Annotated in this window: 16 protein-coding genes; 9 read left to right on the top strand and 7 right to left on the bottom strand. The window is 72.8% G+C overall.

The window, feature by feature from the left end:
• Positions 1–32: 32 nt before the first annotated feature.
• Positions 33–236: an MbtH family protein gene (locus ABZ887_RS35375; RefSeq protein ID WP_089104367.1), complete on the top strand. Its 204-nt coding sequence runs from the start codon at positions 33–35 to the stop codon at positions 234–236.
• A gap of 58 nt (positions 237–294) precedes the next feature.
• Here ABZ887_RS35375 and ABZ887_RS35370 read toward each other — a convergent pair whose 3' ends face one another.
• From ABZ887_RS35370 to ABZ887_RS35360, 3 genes are all read right to left on the bottom strand, one after another.
• Positions 295–1,365 (bottom strand): iron-siderophore ABC transporter substrate-binding protein, encoded by a 1,071-nt coding sequence (locus tag ABZ887_RS35370; RefSeq protein WP_361298756.1) that lies wholly within the window; start codon positions 1,363–1,365, stop codon positions 295–297.
• A gap of 99 nt (positions 1,366–1,464) precedes the next feature.
• A complete protein-coding gene (locus tag ABZ887_RS35365) occupies positions 1,465–3,312 on the bottom strand; it encodes an ABC transporter ATP-binding protein (protein WP_361298754.1) in 1,848 nt (615 codons plus the stop codon).
• Complete coding sequence (locus ABZ887_RS35360; RefSeq protein WP_361298751.1) at positions 3,309–5,006, bottom strand: ABC transporter ATP-binding protein; 1,698 nt, start codon at positions 5,004–5,006, stop codon at positions 3,309–3,311. Before ABZ887_RS35360 ends, ABZ887_RS35365 begins: the two co-directional genes overlap by 4 nt.
• 136 nt (positions 5,007–5,142) lie before the next feature.
• Here ABZ887_RS35360 and ABZ887_RS35355 point away from each other — a divergent pair, with 136 nt between their 5' ends.
• Both ABZ887_RS35355 and ABZ887_RS35350 read left to right on the top strand, forming a co-directional pair.
• A complete protein-coding gene (locus ABZ887_RS35355; protein ID WP_361298748.1) occupies positions 5,143–5,886 on the top strand; it encodes an RNA polymerase subunit sigma-70 in 744 nt (247 codons plus the stop codon).
• The gene (locus ABZ887_RS35350) at positions 5,883–6,116 is read left to right on the top strand and encodes a hypothetical protein (protein WP_361298745.1); all 234 of its coding nucleotides are present in this window, start codon (positions 5,883–5,885) and stop codon (positions 6,114–6,116) included. Before ABZ887_RS35355 ends, ABZ887_RS35350 begins: the two co-directional genes overlap by 4 nt.
• Positions 6,117–6,150: 34 nt before the next feature.
• Here ABZ887_RS35350 and ABZ887_RS35345 read toward each other — a convergent pair whose 3' ends face one another.
• Both ABZ887_RS35345 and ABZ887_RS35340 read right to left on the bottom strand, forming a co-directional pair.
• Entirely contained in the window at positions 6,151–7,317 is a 1,167-nt protein-coding gene (locus ABZ887_RS35345) for a beta-propeller fold lactonase family protein (protein WP_361298742.1), read from the bottom strand.
• A 165-nt stretch (positions 7,318–7,482) separates the two neighbouring features.
• Complete coding sequence (locus tag ABZ887_RS35340; protein ID WP_361298740.1) at positions 7,483–9,156, bottom strand: hypothetical protein; 1,674 nt, start codon at positions 9,154–9,156, stop codon at positions 7,483–7,485.
• Between the two features lie 374 nt (positions 9,157–9,530).
• Between ABZ887_RS35340 and miaB the strand changes: the two genes are divergently transcribed.
• From miaB to ABZ887_RS35325, 3 genes are all read left to right on the top strand, one after another.
• On the top strand, positions 9,531–11,057 hold the full coding sequence (gene miaB / locus ABZ887_RS35335) for a tRNA (N6-isopentenyl adenosine(37)-C2)-methylthiotransferase MiaB (RefSeq protein WP_361298737.1): 1,527 nt from the start codon (positions 9,531–9,533) through the stop codon (positions 11,055–11,057).
• Positions 11,058–11,119: 62 nt separating this feature from the next.
• Entirely contained in the window at positions 11,120–11,398 is a 279-nt protein-coding gene (locus ABZ887_RS35330) for a hypothetical protein (protein WP_361298734.1), read from the top strand.
• 10 nt (positions 11,399–11,408) lie between these two features.
• Positions 11,409–12,188, top strand: coding sequence for a class III extradiol dioxygenase subunit B-like domain-containing protein (locus tag ABZ887_RS35325; protein ID WP_361298731.1), 780 nt, complete (start codon positions 11,409–11,411; stop codon positions 12,186–12,188).
• Positions 12,189–12,266: 78 nt separating this feature from the next.
• Here ABZ887_RS35325 and ABZ887_RS35320 read toward each other — a convergent pair whose 3' ends face one another.
• Together ABZ887_RS35320 and ABZ887_RS35315 are read right to left on the bottom strand one after the other, a co-directional pair.
• On the bottom strand, positions 12,267–12,572 hold the full coding sequence (locus ABZ887_RS35320; RefSeq protein WP_361298728.1) for an antitoxin: 306 nt from the start codon (positions 12,570–12,572) through the stop codon (positions 12,267–12,269).
• A 33-nt stretch (positions 12,573–12,605) separates the two neighbouring features.
• On the bottom strand, positions 12,606–12,902 hold the full coding sequence (locus tag ABZ887_RS35315) for a hypothetical protein (RefSeq protein ID WP_361298725.1): 297 nt from the start codon (positions 12,900–12,902) through the stop codon (positions 12,606–12,608).
• A 183-nt stretch (positions 12,903–13,085) separates the two neighbouring features.
• Between ABZ887_RS35315 and miaA the strand changes: the two genes are divergently transcribed.
• From miaA to dapF, 3 genes are all read left to right on the top strand, one after another.
• Positions 13,086–14,024 (top strand): tRNA (adenosine(37)-N6)-dimethylallyltransferase MiaA, encoded by a 939-nt coding sequence (gene miaA / locus ABZ887_RS35310; RefSeq protein ID WP_361298722.1) that lies wholly within the window; start codon positions 13,086–13,088, stop codon positions 14,022–14,024.
• Between the two features lie 107 nt (positions 14,025–14,131).
• A complete protein-coding gene (locus ABZ887_RS35305; RefSeq protein WP_089104357.1) occupies positions 14,132–14,638 on the top strand; it encodes a hypothetical protein in 507 nt (168 codons plus the stop codon).
• A gap of 131 nt (positions 14,639–14,769) precedes the next feature.
• Positions 14,770–15,675, top strand: coding sequence for a diaminopimelate epimerase (gene dapF, locus ABZ887_RS35300; protein ID WP_361298719.1), 906 nt, complete (start codon positions 14,770–14,772; stop codon positions 15,673–15,675).
• Positions 15,676–15,788: the final 113 nt, after the last annotated feature.

The raw sequence follows: 15,788 nt of genomic DNA, 5'->3' as shown, positions 1-15,788 counted from the left end.
ACGAACAGACCGAAAGGCAAGGACCCGCTGACATGAGCAACCCGTTCGAGAACCCCGACGGCGTCTACTCCGTACTCGTCAACGACGAGGGCCAGTACAGCCTGTGGCCCGACTTCGTGGACGTACCGGCCGGCTGGACGGTCGTGCACGGCCCGGCGGCTCGGCAGGAGTGCCTGGACCACATCGAGACGCACTGGACGGACATGCGGCCCAAGAGCCTCGTGGACGGCTCCTGACAGACAAGTGAAGGGGGTGGATCCGGGAGACCGGATCCACCCCCTTCACTTGTCTGCGTTACGACGCCGGCTGCTCCACCTTCGTGGCCGTCTTGCCGTCCACCGCCGCCGCCAGCTGCGGCACCAGACGGTCCAGGACGTAGGGGATGCTCAGCACGGTCGACAGGGACACCGCGTTGCCGTAGTCGCTGGTCTCCTTGATGTAGACCTCACGGCCCTGCTTCACCACGTTCAGATCGCCGTAGACCGGGTCACTGTGCAGCTTGGTGACCGACGTGGTGGTGTCCGGCGCGATCCACACGGCCACGTCCTGGTCGAGCAGGTCGTAGCGTTCCTTGCTGATCTGGGCGCCGAACTGGTCCCCGATCACCTTGTCGAGGTCCTTGGGCAGTTCGAAGCCGAGGTCGGACAGGAGCCGGGAGCGCGGGTCCTGGCTGCCGTAGACGAACACTCCCTGGTACGGCGTGGCCATGACCGCCGTGGCCTTGGCGAACGCGGGGTTGGCCTTCTCGGCCGCCGCGAACTTGGCCTCCACGCCCGACACCAGCGTCTTGGCCTCGTCCGCCTTGCCGAGCGCCTGCCCGATCTCCTCGGTCTGCTGCTGCCACGGCACGCCGTAGTCGTTGTACTGCTTCGGCTGGGCCACGACCGGCGCGAACTTCGACAGGCTCTCGTACTGGGCCTTGGTCAGGCCCGAGTACACCGCGAGGATCAGGTCCGGCTTGAGCGCGGCGATCTTCTCCACCTGGGGGCCGGTGCCGGTGTCCTTGAGCACGGTCGGCGCGGCCGCGCTGCCCAGCTTGTCCTGGGCCCAGGGGCCGATCGCCCCCTTGTAGCCGCCCAGCCACTCGGTGGTGCCGACCGGGACCTTGCCGAGGGCGAGGACGGCGTCCTGGTCGGTGAGGCCGACCGTCACGATCCGCTTGGGTTCGGACTTGATGGTCGTACTGCCGAACTTGTGGGCGATCGTCACGGGGTACGCGCCGGCGGACGAGTCCTTCGCCGCGGACGAGGACGAACCGGAGTCGCTGTCGGAGTCGGTGGAGCCGCAGGCGACCGCCGTCGCCGTGAGCAGGAGTACGGAGGCGAGCAGGCCGGTGAGCCTGGACACTCTGGTGGCGCGGGGCATCGGCTGATCCTTCTGGTCTTGGCCGTTCTCGGCTGTTCTCGGTTCTGGGTTCGGCGGGGGCGGCTTGGCTTTTTGGAAATCGGTGGGTATCGGGGGAAATCAGTGGGGAGCGGCAGGGGAGCGGTGGTCGGACCAGGCCTGCCACAGGGCGGCGTACCGGCCCCGGGCGGCGAGGAGTTCGCCGTGGCTGCCTTCCTCCACCACCCGGCCGTCGCTGAGCACGACCACCCGGTCGGCCGCGGCGGCCTGGCTGAGGCGGTGCGCCACGACCAGTGCGGTACGGCCCCGCAGCGCCTGCTCGGCGGCCTCGTCGAGCAGCCGGGCGCCGGAGCTGCCCGCCTCGGCGGTCGCTTCGTCGAGCACGACGACCGGCGGATCGGCCAGCAGCAGGCGGGCCAGGGCGAGTTGCTGGGCCTGGTCGGCGGTGAGCCGGTGCCCGCCGTCGCCGACGACCGTGTCCAGCGCCTCCGGCAGCGCCTCGGCCCAGCCGAGGGCGCCCACCGTGGCCAGCGCGTCCCGGAGTTCCCCGTCGCTCGCGTCCGGGCGGGCCAGGCGCAGGTCGTCGGCGAGCGGGCCGGCGAAGACGTGCACCTCCTGGGTGACGAGCCCCACCAGGCGGCCGGAGCCGTCCGGTTCGGCGCCGCCCACGTCGACCCGGCCGGCCTCCGGGCGGTGCAGTCCCGCCACCAGCCGGGCCAGGGTCGTCTTGCCCGCGCCCGTGGTGCCGACCAGTGCGACCCGTTCCTTGGGCCGCACCTCCAGGTCGACGCCGTGCAGTACCGGACGGCCGGGCACGTACGCGTGCGAGACCCCGGTCAGCGTCACGGTCGGATCGCCCGCCCCGGCGGTCGTACGGCCGTCCGTGTGCTCGTCGGCGGCGGTCGTACGGCCGTCCGTGTGCTCGTCGGCGGCGGGCGCCGGCTCGTCGACGACCCCGACCAGCCGGGCCAGTCCCGCCGTCGCCGACTGGGCGTCGTCAAGGAGTACCAGCGCGGTGTTGACCGGCCCGAAGAGGCTGTGGAAGTACAGCGCGGCGGCCGTCGCCGTACCGACCGAGGCGGAACCGGACCGCACCAGCAGGAACCCGGTGACCAGCACGGCGGCGAGGCCCACGTACTCGGCGATGTGCAGCCTGCTGTAGAAGCGCAGCACCAGCCGCACCCCGCGCATCGTCAGCTCCACCGCCGCCCGCGAGCGCTCGGTGACCTGGCGGGTGTGGTCGTCCTGGAGCCGGTACGCCCGCACCGTCCGGGCCCCGCCGATGGTGTCCAGCAACTGCTGCTGCTGGGCCCCGGTGGCGATCCGCTCCTTCGCGTACAGGGGCACGGCGTTGCGCACGTACCAGCGGGCGGTGTGCGCCTGCACGGGCACCGCGAGCAGCGCGGCCAGCAGGAACCGCCAGTCCAGCAGGGCGAGGGCGGCCAGCGTCAGGACGATCGACAGGCCGGAGCGGGCCAGTTCGGGCAGGGCGGTGCGGACCGCGTCGGCGACCCGGGAGACGTCCCGGGTGACCCGGGCGTTGAGGTCGCCGGAGCCCGCCCGCTCCAGCCGCTCCAGCGGCAGCGACAGGGCGCGTTCCACGAACAGTTCGCGCAGCCGGGCGAGCGCGGTCTCGCCGAGCCGGGACACGAGGGACATGCCCAGTGCGGTGGTGACGCCCTGCACCGCGGCGACCCCGGCGAGCGCGAGGACGGGCCAGGTCAGCGCGTCGGGGGAGCGGTGCTCGGTGACCACGTCCACGATGTGCCCGAGCAGCGGCTGGGTGAGCAGTCCGACGGCCGTGGCGAGCGTCATGGCACCGAAACCGGCGGCCGCCAGCTTCCGGTCGGGGCGCAGGAGTTCGCGTACGGCCGCCCGGGTGCGGGCGGGCGTGGCGGTGGGCAGCAGGTCGCTTTCGGCGCCGCCCGGCCCTGCGGTGACGTCCGGCCCCGCGGTGGTGTCCGTCATGCCAGTACCGCCGTCCGGTAGGTCTCATGGGTCCGGGCGAGTTCCGCGTGGGTGCCCTCGGCGCCGACCCGGCCGCCGTCCAGCAGCACCACCCGGTCGGTGACGGCGAGCAGTGCCGGGCTGTTGGTCACCACGACCGTCGTACGGCCCTGCCTGAACTCCCTGAGTCCCTCGGCGATCCGGGCCTCGGTGACCGCGTCCACGGCGGTCGTCGGGTCGTGCACGACCAGGACGGGGGGGCCGGCGCGCAGGGCCCGCGCCAGCAGGACGCGCTGCCGCTGCCCGCCGGACAGCGAACGCCCGCCCTCGCCCACCCCGGTGGCCGCGCCGCGCGGCAGCGAGCGGACCACCTCGTCGGCGCCGGCGGCGGCCATGGCACGTGCCGTCAGAAGGTCGTCGTGCGCGTCCGCCGGGACCACGTTGTCGGCGAGGGATCCCTCGAACAGCGCGGCGTCGTGGGCGGCGACCAGCACCGCGGCCCGCAGCCGGGCCGGGTCCAGCCGGGTCAGCGGCACGCCGTCCAGCTCGACCGAGCCCGACTCCGGGTCGGCCTCCCGGCCCAGGCAGCTCAACAGGGCCTCGGCGCAGGCCGGATCGGTCACCGCGATCCCGGTCAGCCGCCCGGCGGGCACCTCGAGGTCCAGACCGTGGAGGCCGCCGAGCCGTACCCCACGCAGCCGCAGCTCCCCGCGCACCGCGTCCGGAACCGGTTCCTCGCCGCCCGTGACGGCGGGTCCGGCGGAGAGCACCTCGGCGATCCGGGCGGCGGAGGCACGGCCCTGTGCCAGTTCGGCGTTGACCCAGGCGAACGTCTCCAACGGCCCAAGCAGGAACAGCGCGAGCCCCACCGCCGAGACCAACTGGCCGAGCGTGAGGGAGCCGTCGAGGGCCAGCCGGCCGCCCACCCAGGCGATCAGCGCGATGAACCCGCCGGTGAGGGCCAGCACGAGCCCGGTCTGCCAGGACTCGGCCCGCGCCGCGCGCAGGGTGGCCGCGAGGGAGACCTGGCTGGTACGGCGGTAACGCTCGACCGCGGCCCGCTGCGCACCCAGCCCCTTCAGCACCCGCAGCCCGGCCACGAGATCGGCCGCGACCCCCGCCGCGCCCGCGGCCCGGTCCTGCTCGGCCTCGCTGCGCCGCTCCAGGGGCTTGCTGAGCAGATGCCCGAGCCACAGCAGCACGGGCGTGCCCAGCAGCACGATCAGACCGAGCGGCACGGACGTCAGCAGCAGCGCCACCGCGCTGACGGTGATGCCGGCGACGGCCGAAACCCCGCTCATCAGCGCCATGTTGACCGCCCCGACGCGCTTGGCGTCCTCGGTGGCGACGTTGGCCAGCTCACCGGAGAGCCGGTCCGACCCGGCCCCGCCCCGCGGGTCGAGCACCCGGCGCACGACCGCCAGCCGGAGCTCGTGGGCGGCCTCCTCGGCCCCGCGCTCCCCGGCCCGCGCGCCCAGCCGGAAACTCCACGACAGGCACACGTACAAGACGGCCAGCACGGCCAGCCACAGCACCAGCCGCCCGGCGTCCTGCCCGGCCACGGCCTGGTCGACGACGACACCGATGAGCACGGGGACCAGGGCCTCCCCGAGTTGGTGCACGCTCCCGAGCGCCGCACCGAGAGCGACCCGCCGCCCCTGCCCTCTGACCGAGCCGGCCAGGACATCCCGCCCCGACAGTTCCCCTGATCCCACCGGCCACCCTCCGGAAGCGGTCAACTTAGGCAAGGCTACTCTAAGTAAATGTGGTGGCGTCAATCCCCGTATCCCCACCGCGCCTTGCCGCCACCGCCCTCCGCGAGCCGTGCCTGCGGCACCTACGATGGGGCGCATGGGGTCGGTGACCAGAGATGAGCAGGGCGAGCCGACGCGGGAGACGGCCGCGGCGCCCGCCGGTGTGGCGTCTGCCAACGCAGTGCCCGCCGAAGTGGTCCCCGCCGACGTGACGCCCGTGTTCGACCCGGTCTCGGCCTCCTGGGTGCGGGGCCTGTCGTCGACCGGGGCCGCCTACGAGCAGACCTGCACCCGGCTGCACGGCGAGCTGCTGCGGATCGCCAGACGGGAACTGGCCAGGCGGCGCTCCCGGTACGGCTTCGACGGCCCCGAGGTCGACGACCTCGCCCACCAGGCCGCCGCCGACGCCCTCCTCGCCATCACCAGGAAGGTCGGCGACTTCCGCGGGGAGAGCCGGTTCACCACCTGGGCCTACCGGTTCGTCGTCCTGGAGGTCTCGGCGAAGATCGGCCGCCACTTCTGGCGCACCGGGCGGGTGGAACTCGACGGCGAGGACTGGGACCGGCTGCCCGACCGGCTCGGCGCCGACCCCGCGGACTCGTCCGAGGCACGCGCCCTGGCCGCAGCCGTGCGCGCGGCGGCCGACCAGGTACTGACCCGCCATCAACGCAGGGTCTTCGTGTCGCTGGTCCTCGACGCCGTACCGCTGGACACGCTGGTCCTGGAACTCGGCACCAGCCGGAACGCCGTCTACAAGGCGATGTTCGACGCCCGGCGCAGGCTGCGCGACCATCTCGTGGCGCAGGGCTATCTGGACGTGATCCCCGGGAGGCGGTCATGACGGAGCCGGACCGGCTCTCCGCGCGGGCGTCGCTGGAGCGCTTCCTGACCACGGACCCGAGGGACGTGGGCTGCGACGAGGCGCTGCGCGTGCTCCATGTGTACGTGGAACTCAAGGCCGCCGGGGGCGATCCCGAGCGGCACTGGCCGGGCGTCGCGGCGCACCTGCTCGCCTGCGGCCCCTGCGACGACGACTACCACGGGCTGCTCGCCGCCGTGCTGGGGACCTGAACCCGGCCCCGGCACGACGGCGAGCGGCCTGCCGTCAGGAGGCGGCGATGCCCTCGCCGCCGACGGCGTCGGGGACGACGACCGAACCCACCCGGGTCAGGGAGCCGTCGCCGTTCACGCGGAACTCGTCGACGCCGCCCTCCTTGCCGGTCTGGACGTACAGGAAGCGGCCGTCCGAGGAGACGTCGGCGTCCACCGTGCCGGCGCCGGTCGCGGTGGTGCCGACCGCCGTGAGCGTGCCGTCCGTGCCGACCCGGAGGCCCGACAGCGTGCCGCTGCCCGCGTTGGAGGCGTAGACGCGCGCGCCGTCCCGGGCGATCCAGCAGGTCGCCGCCTGACCGGTCGCCACCTCCGAGACCTTGGTCAGCCGCAGGTCGGCGCCGATCCGGAAGGTGGCCACCGAGTTGGTGCCCGCCTCGGTCACCACCAGCCGCCCCCGGGCGTCGAAGGTGAAGCCGAAGGGGACCGCGCCCGGGGTGGCGGTGACCACGGGCCGGGCCGCGATGCCGGACCGGTGCACCGGGAACACGTCTACGGTGTTGGCGCCGGCCTTCGTGGTCACCACCAGCGCACGGCCGTCCGGGGTGAAGGCGAGCTGCCCCGGGGTGTGCGTGAACTGGGGCGTGGCGGCCGGGTCCAGGCCGAGGGAGCGGTGCCAGGAGGCCACCTTCACCAGCGAGCCGTGCACGTTCCGGAAGCCCTGTACGGAGCCGCCGCCGAGCGCGTTGAGCACGTACACAAGGTCGCCGTGGACGGCCACGCTCACCGGGAAGTCGCCACCGGACGAGACGACCTGACGACGGATCAGCTTGTCGCCCCGGACCGAGAACACCGTGACCGTGTCGCTGCCGGCGTTCACGGCGTACAGCAGACCGTGCGCCCTGTCATACGTCAGCGACCCCTGCGAGGCGAGGTGGTCGACCGCCGAGCCGTCGAGGACACCGCCCAGCCCGCCGGTCCGGTACACACCGCTCTGGTGCAGCGTGCCGTCCGCGGCACGGCTGTAGACCACCACGGCGTTGCCCGCCACGCCGTCGGTCTGGACGAACACGGCTCCGTGGGCGCCGCCCGGGTACGCCGAGGCGGATCCGGCGCCCAGGGCGAGAGACGCCCCGGCGGCCACCATCACGGCGACCGCCGCGACGGCCTTCGACCTCATGCCCACCGTCTTCATGTCCACCGTCTTCATGTCCATCGCCATGTTCCTGCGCTCCTGTCGACGCGGCGGCCTCGGCCGCCGGCACTGGTGCGAGACCTGCTTCGGCCTCACACCAGATCCGCGTCGAGGGCGCCGCCGACCTTTCCGCACCCGGCCCCCACGAAAGATCTCCGTAAGAACTCGGCACCGGGACAGGAGGACGGCGGGTCAGCGGACGTCGACGTGGTCGGTGACCCTGGCGCTCCTCAGGTAGTGGTCACCGGTCTCACGGCTGACGGCGAGGGCGTAGGTGCCGTCCCGTCCGGCGCTCACCATGCCGACGAGGTGGCCGTGCCTGTCGGAGTCCAGCTCACAGACGTAGTGGTAGGTGCTGGAGCCGCGCGGCTTGAAGTAGAGGGTGGGCGAGCCGCCGGACAACGGCTTCCAGGTGGAGCCCTTCTTGTACTGGAGGGTGCCGCCGAAGCTGATCGGCTGCCCCTTGCGGACCGGGTCGGGAGAGGCGCGGAAGCCGGTGACGCGGGTGGCGTAGCGGTAGAGGCGGACGGGCTTGGTGGTGCTGGTGCCGAGGTCGGGGTTGCCGTCGAAGCGGGCCCGCCAGTAGGCGTCGGTGTCCGGCGCGGTGAGGGTGCGCGCGAACGTCTCCTGGAACAGGGGTTTGTTGTAGCGGATCGGGAGCGGCACGGTGGTGGCGTTCTTCCAGCCCGTCTTGCCGTCCTGGGAGTACTGGAGGGTGACGGTGGGCCTGGCGGGCCACTTCGCGCGCGGGTCCTCGTAGGAGACGTAGCCGTAGGTCGTCAGGGATCCGTCGTCGTCGAGGCTTGCGCCCATGTCGGTGTGGGTGGTGTAGGCGACATGCAGGCTGAAGGGTTCGGCGGCGATCTGCTGGAAGGGCATGTCGCCGGTGCCGGCGACGAGTTCGGCGCTCGGCGCGGGGTTGTCCGACGAGACGCGCAGGGTGTAGTCGCCCCGGCTGTCGGTGGTCGTCTGCCCGGCCACCACCGAGGAGTCCTCAAGGGTGATCGCGGTGTTCGGCAGCGGCTGCCAGCCGGCGGTGGTCTGGATCTCGGCGTGGCCGGTAACCTTGCCGGTGGCGCCCTGCTTCAGGTTCAGGGCGTGTGTGCCGGCGGTGAAGCGGACCGGTGCCTGTGCGGTGTGCAGGTACTGGTCGGGGTACGTCGGCAGGCCGATCGCCCCCGGGTGGCCGCTGGAGGCCCGGGGCACGGCGAACAGCCGGAAGGACGGCTCGGTGGGGACGTAGGCGGCGGTGAAGCGGCCGTCGGGTCCGGTGGTCCCGGTCGTGATCGCCTGGCTCGCCCCGGCGTGGACGACGACGTCGACGGGCGTGCCGTCGGCGGGAGCCGCGGCGCCGGGGTCGCGGGGGTCCCGGGCGACGGCGGTGCCGCTCACGGAGACCCGCTGGTGGAGGTAGTCCGGCACGCTCGGGGTGGTGGTGAGGTCGGAGATCGTGACGACGGTCCGGTACCGCAGGGGGTGCGGCGACAGCGCACCGGTGACGGTGGCGCCGGAGGCGTCCTGCAGATCGACGGTGACCCGGTAGTCGCCGAGCTCCGCGAGGTGGACCGGTGCCCGCCAGACTCCGGACCGGGCGTCGTCCCCCGTGTACTGGGTGAAGTCCTCGGTCGAGCCTGCTTCGGCCGCCCCGTCCGGTGCGTCCAGCGGATAGAAGTGGGCCGTGATGCGGGTGAGCGGGCTGTCGGAGTGCGCCGTCACGAAGAGCAGGCCGGGCTCGTCCCAGCCGTCGGCGTCGGACAGCACGGGACCGCCGGCGGTCCCGTCCGCCCGTGCCGGGGAGAGCCCCGTGAACAGGGAGGCGGACAGCGCGGTCGCCGTGGCCGCCGCCAGGAAGGTGCTGCGTCTCATGGTGTCCCCCCCCAGAGAATCCGGTCCACTGCGACCGGGAGCGCAAGGACCCGAGAGAGGTCCCCCCCCGACGCCGCCGGGCCGGTCAAGTGATCGAGAACTCTAGCGGTGGGCTGTGACATGCCTGTGTTCGGGTGTTCCGGGCGGCGGCGGGCGATCCGGCGGCGGGTGAGCGCCCGTCGGCGCGGCCCACGACAGCCGTCACGGACCGGCACGACATCGGGAGTCGGCGCCCGGTCCTGGCCGCCTGGCCTGGGGCGGAGCGGCGCCGGGTGGCAGGGGCACCCGCCACCCGCCGTCAGGCGCTCTTCCTGGAACTCCGGCCCCTGGACGGGTGGGGACGGGGTTCCAGGAAGAGCGCCTACCCTTGACGCATGACCAGCAGCAGCGACCGGAGCCCGGCAGTGGACGCGTCAGCACCCAAGACCTATGAAGTCCGTACCTACGGGTGCCAGATGAACGTCCACGACTCCGAGCGATTGTCCGGGCTGCTGGAGGACGCCGGGTACGTGCGCGCCCCCGAGGGGTCGGACGGCGACGCCGACGTGGTCGTGTTCAACACCTGCGCGGTCCGCGAGAACGCCGACAACCGGCTCTACGGCAACCTCGGCCGGCTCGCGCCCAGGAAGGCGTCCCGCCCCGGGATGCAGATCGCGGTCGGCGGCTGCCTCGCGCAGAAGGACCGCGACACCATCGTGAAGAAGGCCCCCTGGGTCGACGTCGTCTTCGGCACGCACAACATCGGCAAGCTGCCGGTCCTGCTGGAGCGCGCCCGCGTCCAGGAAGAGGCGCAGGTCGAGATCGCCGAGTCGCTGGAGGCCTTCCCCTCCACCCTGCCGACCCGGCGCGAGAGCGCCTACGCGGCCTGGGTCTCGATCTCCGTCGGCTGCAACAACACCTGCACCTTCTGCATCGTCCCGGCCCTGCGCGGCAAGGAGAAGGACCGCCGCACCGGCGACATCCTCGCCGAGATCGAGGCCCTGGTCGCCGAGGGCGTCTCCGAGATCACGCTGCTCGGGCAGAACGTCAACGCGTACGGCTCCGACATCGGCGACCGCGAGGCCTTCAGCAAGCTGCTGCGGGCCTGCGGGAACATCGAGGGCCTGGAGCGGGTGCGGTTCACGTCCCCGCACCCCCGTGACTTCACGGACGACGTGATCGCGGCCATGGCCGAGACCCCGAACGTGATGCCGCAGCTGCACATGCCGATGCAGTCCGGCTCGGACACCGTCCTGAAGGCGATGCGCCGCTCGTACCGGCAGGAGCGCTACCTCGGGATCATCGAGAAGGTGCGGGCCGCGATCCCGCACGCCGCGATCACCACCGACATCATCGTGGGCTTCCCCGGCGAGACCGAGGAGGACTTCGAGCAGACGATGCACGCCGTGCGCGAGGCCCGCTTCACCCAGGCCTTCACCTTCCAGTACTCCAAGCGGCCCGGCACCCCCGCCGCGACCATGGAGAACCAGATCCCCAAGGAGGTCGTCCAGGCGCGCTACGAGCGTCTCGTCGCCCTTCAGGAGGAGATCTCCTGGGACGAGAACAAGAAGCAGGTCGGCCGCACCCTGGAGCTGATGGTCGCCGAGGGCGAGGGCCGCAAGGACGGCGCCACCCACCGCCTCTCCGGCCGTGCCCCCGACAATCGCCTGGTCCACTTCACCAAGCCGGACCAGGACGTCCGCCCCGGCGACGTCGTCACGGTCGAGATCACCTACGCCGCTCCGCACCACCTCCTCGCCGAGGGCCCGGTGCTCGGCGTACGGCGTACCCGCGCCGGCGACGCCTGGGAGAAGCGGAACGCGGCCGAGACCGCCAAGCCGGCGGGCGTGCTGCTGGGGCTGCCGAAGATCGGCGTGCCCGAGCCGCTGCCGGTGGCGACCGGGGGCTGCGCGGCGCACTGAGCACCCGCCATACTCCTCACGTCGATCAGGAGGCGGGGCGGGGGCGGAGCATGGTGCGCTGGGTGGTTGTCGTACAGTTCGGCAACGGGGACTACTACAAGGTCGAAGAGGTCACCCGCTTCGAGAGCACCCGGGAGCAGGCCCGGGCGACCCTGTACGAGGTCGCCTGCACGCACCGCCATCGCGCGGGCCTGCGCCAGCAGCGCCGTGAGGTGTTCCGGGTGGGGGACGGGGACGCGTACTACGTCCACATCGACGGCATGATGTCCACGCACCGTGTCTTCTACCGGCTGGCGGAACTGGCGTGGAGCACCGGTCCCGCGCCCGCCTACCCGCAGTAGGCTGCCGATCATGCTTGTCGCAGCCGCCGTCTGTCCCTGCCCGCCCGTCCTCGTCCCCGAGGTCGCCGCGGGAGCCGCGCCGGAGCTGGACGCCGCGCGTGCCGCCTGCGCCGACGCACTCGGGGTGCTCGCCGCCGCCCGGCCCGACCTCCTGGTGGTCGTGGGGCCCGCCGAGCAGCCGGGGCGGGGTGTGTTCCCCCAGGGCAGCCCGGGCACGTTCCGGGGTTTCGGGGCCGAGGTCGACGTACGGCTGGGCAGTGCCGAGGCCAGTGGTAGTGCCGAAGTCGGCGGTAGCGCCGAGGTCGGTGGGCGGGCCGCGGCAGGTGGGCGGGACGCGGCCGGTGAGCGTGAGCTGCCGCCCTCGCTCGCCGTCGCCGCCTGGCTGCTGGAACGCACCGGCTGGGCCGACGCCCCCATCGAGGGGCTCGGCGTCGGCGAACCCCTGGAGGCCGAGCGGTGCGTGGGGACCGGCCGGGAGATCGCCGGCCGCGCCGCGCGGGTGGCGATGCTGGTCATGGGCGACGCCAGCGCCTGCCGCACCCTGAAGGCGCCGGGCTACCTCGACGAGCGGGCGGCCCCCTTCGACGCCGAGGCCGCCAGGGCGCTCGGCGCGGCCGACATCGCGGCGATCAAGGCCCTCGACGCCGACCTGGCGTACCAGCTCAAGGCCGCCGGCCGCGCCCCCTGGCAGGTCCTCGCCGGCGCGGCCGAGGACGCGGACCTCGCCGGGGCCCTGCTCTACGACGACGCACCGTACGGCGTCTGCTACCTGGTGGCGACCTGGTCCTGAAAGCCCGGTGAAACGGCGGACGGCCGGGAGTCGGGTGACTCTCGGCCGTCCGCCGATCCGCTCCGGGACCCGCCCGGCTCAGGAAGCCGACGGCGGCCCCTCCGGCCGGGTCGAGGTGGTGGGGCCGGGGGCCGTACCACCCGTGTCACCCGCACCGCCCATGGCGTCCGGGTGCACAAACCGGTCCATGGCACCCTTGGCCCTTCCGGTACCCGTCTGGATCTTGTCGCTGTACTTGCCCTTGGTCTTCTCGTCGACGACCCGCGCGGCCTTGTCGATGCCGTGCTGGAGCTTGTCGACCTTGTCCTCGTGCTGCTGCGCGAAGTGAGAGGCCTTGTCCTTGGCCGGGGCGAGCTTGGCCTTCAAATTGTCCAAAAGACCCATGGTTACCTTCCCTATGGCTTCCCTCGCGGGCCGTTATGTGCGGGCGCCCTCGCCGGCCTCGTTGTCGGCGGCCTCCTTGGCGGACTGCTGCTTGGGAATCTCGGTGCTGTCGGCGGCGACCGCGGTGCGCTCCGTCTCCGTCCTCGCGTCCTCGCCCCGGCCGTCGTCCTCGCCCGAGCCCTTCGCCGCCGCCTCGGCCGCTTCCTCCGCCGCGTCCGCCGCGACGTCCTCCGGTCCGGGCCCGTCCGGCTCGGCACCGGCCGGCACCTTCGCGTCCGGCTCTTCCGACGCCTTCGGCTTCTTCCCAAGGAACCGTGCAAAAACGCCCATATCCACTCCATACGTTACTCGTGCGAGCGAAATCCCGCGTGACCCCGGTGCGTCCGATTGCGCCGGACCGGTCGCCGCCTCTCGCCGGCGGTGGCGGGAACCTCGCAACGGGCAACGAAGCCGGATACGCTCCGTCACGTAACTCGTTCGAGACCTGCCTCCGAGGTTTGCGAGACTGGTGCCGTGAGCAGCGCACCCCCCGCCCCCCGTGTCATCGCCGTCGTCGGCCCCACCGCGGCCGGAAAGTCCGACCTCGGCGTCTTCCTGGCCCAACGGCTCGGCGGCGAGGTCGTCAACGCCGACTCCATGCAGCTGTACCGGGGGATGGACATCGGCACCGCCAAACTGACGCCCGGGGAGCGCGCCGGCGTCCCGCACCACCTGCTCGACATCTGGGACGTCACGGTCACCGCCTCCGTCGCCGAGTACCAGCGGCTCGCCCGCGCCCGCATCGACGCCCTGCTCGCCGAGGGCCGCTGGCCCGTCCTGGTCGGCGGCAGCGGGCTGTACGTCCGCGGTGCCGTCGACAACCTGGAGTTCCCCGGCACCGACCCCGAGGTCAGGGCCCGCCTGGAGGACGAGCTCGCGCTGCGCGGCTCCGGAGCCCTGCACGCCCGGCTGTCGGCCGCCGACCCCGAGGCCGGCCGCGCGATCCTGCCCAGCAACGGCCGCCGTATCGTCCGCGCGCTGGAGGTGATCGAGATCACCGGGCGCCCCTTCACCGCCAACCTGCCCGGCCACGACTCGGTCTACGACACCGTCCAGATCGGCGTCGACGTGGCCCGCCCCGAACTCGACGAGCGCATCGCGCTGCGCGTCGACCGGATGTGGGAGGCCGGTCTCGTGGACGAGGTGCGCGCGCTGGAGGCGCACGGGCTGCGCGAGGGACTCACGGCGTCGCGCGCGCTCGGCTACCAGCAGGTGCTGGCGGCGCTCGCCGGCGAGTGCACGGAAGCGGAAGCGCGGGCCGAGACCGTTCGTGCCACCAAGCGCTTCGCGCGCCGCCAGGATTCATGGTTCAGGCGCGATCCCCGGGTGCACTGGTTGAGTGGGGCCGCAGCGGACCGCGAGGAACTTCCGCGGCTGGCCCTGGCGTTGGTCGAACGACCGGTCACAGCCTGATCACGTCATTGCATCGGGATGCGCCACGGGTCATCGACGCCTCCGGCGCCGTGCCATCATCGAGCTTCGATCGCAAGTGGAGTCCTAGGTTGGGAGGGCGCGTGGCGATGGAGGCCGGCCCTCGCGACACCGCACAAGACACCGAGCACGTCGCAGTCGGGGCCAGTGAGGCAGTGGAGGCCGAGGACCGGCTGAGCTCCGACGGTCCGGACGACACGGTGGGCGGCGGCGTCACCGCCGACGGCCCCGAGCCGGAGGAGATGTTCGCGAGCGGCCCCGAGGTCGAGGTGGAGCTCCGCCCGCAGCGCCGCCTGCGCCTGTGGCAGCTGGCCCCCATCGTGGGCCTGGCCGCGGTCGGCTCCCTGATGTTCGCCTTCCCGCTGGCCTTCGACTTCGGCGACAGCGGCGCGGTGATCGCGATGCTGGGCCTGCTGATCTGCTCCTGCGCGGCGGGCTGGGGAATGATGGCGGCGAGGAAGGTCGGTTACACGTGGCCCGGCCTCCCGGCACGGGGCTCGGGCCGGCGGCCCGACTGGCGCGTGGTGATCGGTTACGTGGTCCTGGTGGCGATCGTGGCCGTCCTGGCGGTGTGGCGCGTAGCGCGCCTGCGCTGAAAACGCCCCGGACCGGAGTGCCCCGAAAGGGGCGCGGGGCTGTATTCATCTGCGGCTCCGCCGCGTGGGCGCGACCAGCCCCCACCCACCCGCACCCGAACCACCACGCAACCCTCCCTTACCCTCGAAGAATGAGCATCCCCTTCCTCAAGGGCCACGGCACCGAGAACGACTTCGTGATCGTCCCGGACCCCGACAACGCCCTGGACCTCACCCCGGCCGCCGTAGCTGCCCTCTGCGACCGCCGCGCCGGCATCGGTGCCGACGGCGTGCTGCACGTCGTGCGGTCCGCCGCGCACCCCGAGGCCAAGGGGATGGCCGCCGACGCCGAGTGGTTCATGGACTACCGCAACGGCGACGGCTCGATCGCCGAGATGTGCGGCAACGGCGTCCGCGTCTTCGCCCGCTACCTCCAGCACGCCGGCCATGTCACGGAGGGGGACCTCGCCGTCGCCACCCGCGGCGGCGTCAAGACCGTGCACATCGCGAAGACCGTGTCCGACAGCGGCTCCGCCGCGGGGGACGTCACCGTCGGCATGGGCCGCGCCCGCCTCCCCGAGGGCGACGTGACCGTGAGCGTCGGCGACCGCACCTGGCCCGCGCGGAACGTGAACATGGGCAACCCGCACGCCGTCGCCTTCGTCGAGGACCTCGCGGACGCCGGTGACCTCTACAGCCCGCCCCCCTTCAGCCCCCCGTCGGCCTACCCCGAAGGGGTCAACGTCGAGTTCGTCGTCGACCGCGGCCCCCACCACGTCGCGATGCGCGTGCACGAGCGCGGCTCCGGTGAGACCCGCTCCTGCGGCACCGGCGCCTGCGCGGTCGCCGTGGCCGCCGCCCGCCGTGACGGCGGCGACCCCACGGTCACCGGTGCCCCGGCGACGTACACCGTGGACGTGCCCGGCGGACGGCTCGTCATCACCGAGCGGCCCGACGGCGAGATCGAGATGACCGGCCCCGCAGTGATTGTCGCCACGGGCGAGATCAGTACGGAGTGGCTGGAAAGCGCCGTCCGCCGAGCTGACCGCATGTCGTAAACCGTGGTCCGGGCGGTGCTCCAACGCCCGGATCCACGGCCCGCGTTGCCGCGGTGGCGAGAAACATCGGCCACCCCCCGAACAGGTGGCGCAAAATCGTAAACCTCGAAATC

Source organism: Streptomyces sp. NPDC047061, from assembly GCF_040643955.1.
Classification (GTDB): Bacteria; Actinomycetota; Actinomycetes; order Streptomycetales; family Streptomycetaceae; genus Streptomyces.
Note: the sequence above shows the minus strand (reverse complement) of the source record. Positions and strands in the feature narration are given on the sequence as shown.

What these genes read in the sequence shown, in the direction of transcription:
- ABZ887_RS35375 (WP_089104367.1), top strand. Translation starts at nt 33, where the DNA reads ATGAGCAACCCGTTCGAGAACCCCGACGGCGTCTACTCCGTACTCGTC.
- ABZ887_RS35370 (WP_361298756.1), bottom strand. Translation starts at nt 1,365, where the DNA reads ATGCCCCGCGCCACCAGAGTGTCCAGGCTCACCGGCCTGCTCGCCTCC.
- ABZ887_RS35365 (WP_361298754.1), bottom strand. Translation starts at nt 3,312, where the DNA reads ATGACGGACACCACCGCGGGGCCGGACGTCACCGCAGGGCCGGGCGGC.
- ABZ887_RS35355 (WP_361298748.1), top strand. Translation starts at nt 5,143, where the DNA reads ATGGGGTCGGTGACCAGAGATGAGCAGGGCGAGCCGACGCGGGAGACG.
- ABZ887_RS35350 (WP_361298745.1), top strand. Translation starts at nt 5,883, where the DNA reads ATGACGGAGCCGGACCGGCTCTCCGCGCGGGCGTCGCTGGAGCGCTTC.
- ABZ887_RS35345 (WP_361298742.1), bottom strand. Translation starts at nt 7,317, where the DNA reads ATGGCGATGGACATGAAGACGGTGGACATGAAGACGGTGGGCATGAGG.
- ABZ887_RS35340 (WP_361298740.1), bottom strand. Translation starts at nt 9,156, where the DNA reads ATGAGACGCAGCACCTTCCTGGCGGCGGCCACGGCGACCGCGCTGTCC.
- miaB (WP_361298737.1), top strand. Translation starts at nt 9,531, where the DNA reads ATGACCAGCAGCAGCGACCGGAGCCCGGCAGTGGACGCGTCAGCACCC.
- ABZ887_RS35325 (WP_361298731.1), top strand. Translation starts at nt 11,409, where the DNA reads ATGCTTGTCGCAGCCGCCGTCTGTCCCTGCCCGCCCGTCCTCGTCCCC.
- ABZ887_RS35320 (WP_361298728.1), bottom strand. Translation starts at nt 12,572, where the DNA reads ATGGGTCTTTTGGACAATTTGAAGGCCAAGCTCGCCCCGGCCAAGGAC.
- ABZ887_RS35315 (WP_361298725.1), bottom strand. Translation starts at nt 12,902, where the DNA reads ATGGGCGTTTTTGCACGGTTCCTTGGGAAGAAGCCGAAGGCGTCGGAA.
- ABZ887_RS35305 (WP_089104357.1), top strand. Translation starts at nt 14,132, where the DNA reads ATGGAGGCCGGCCCTCGCGACACCGCACAAGACACCGAGCACGTCGCA.
- dapF (WP_361298719.1), top strand. Translation starts at nt 14,770, where the DNA reads ATGAGCATCCCCTTCCTCAAGGGCCACGGCACCGAGAACGACTTCGTG.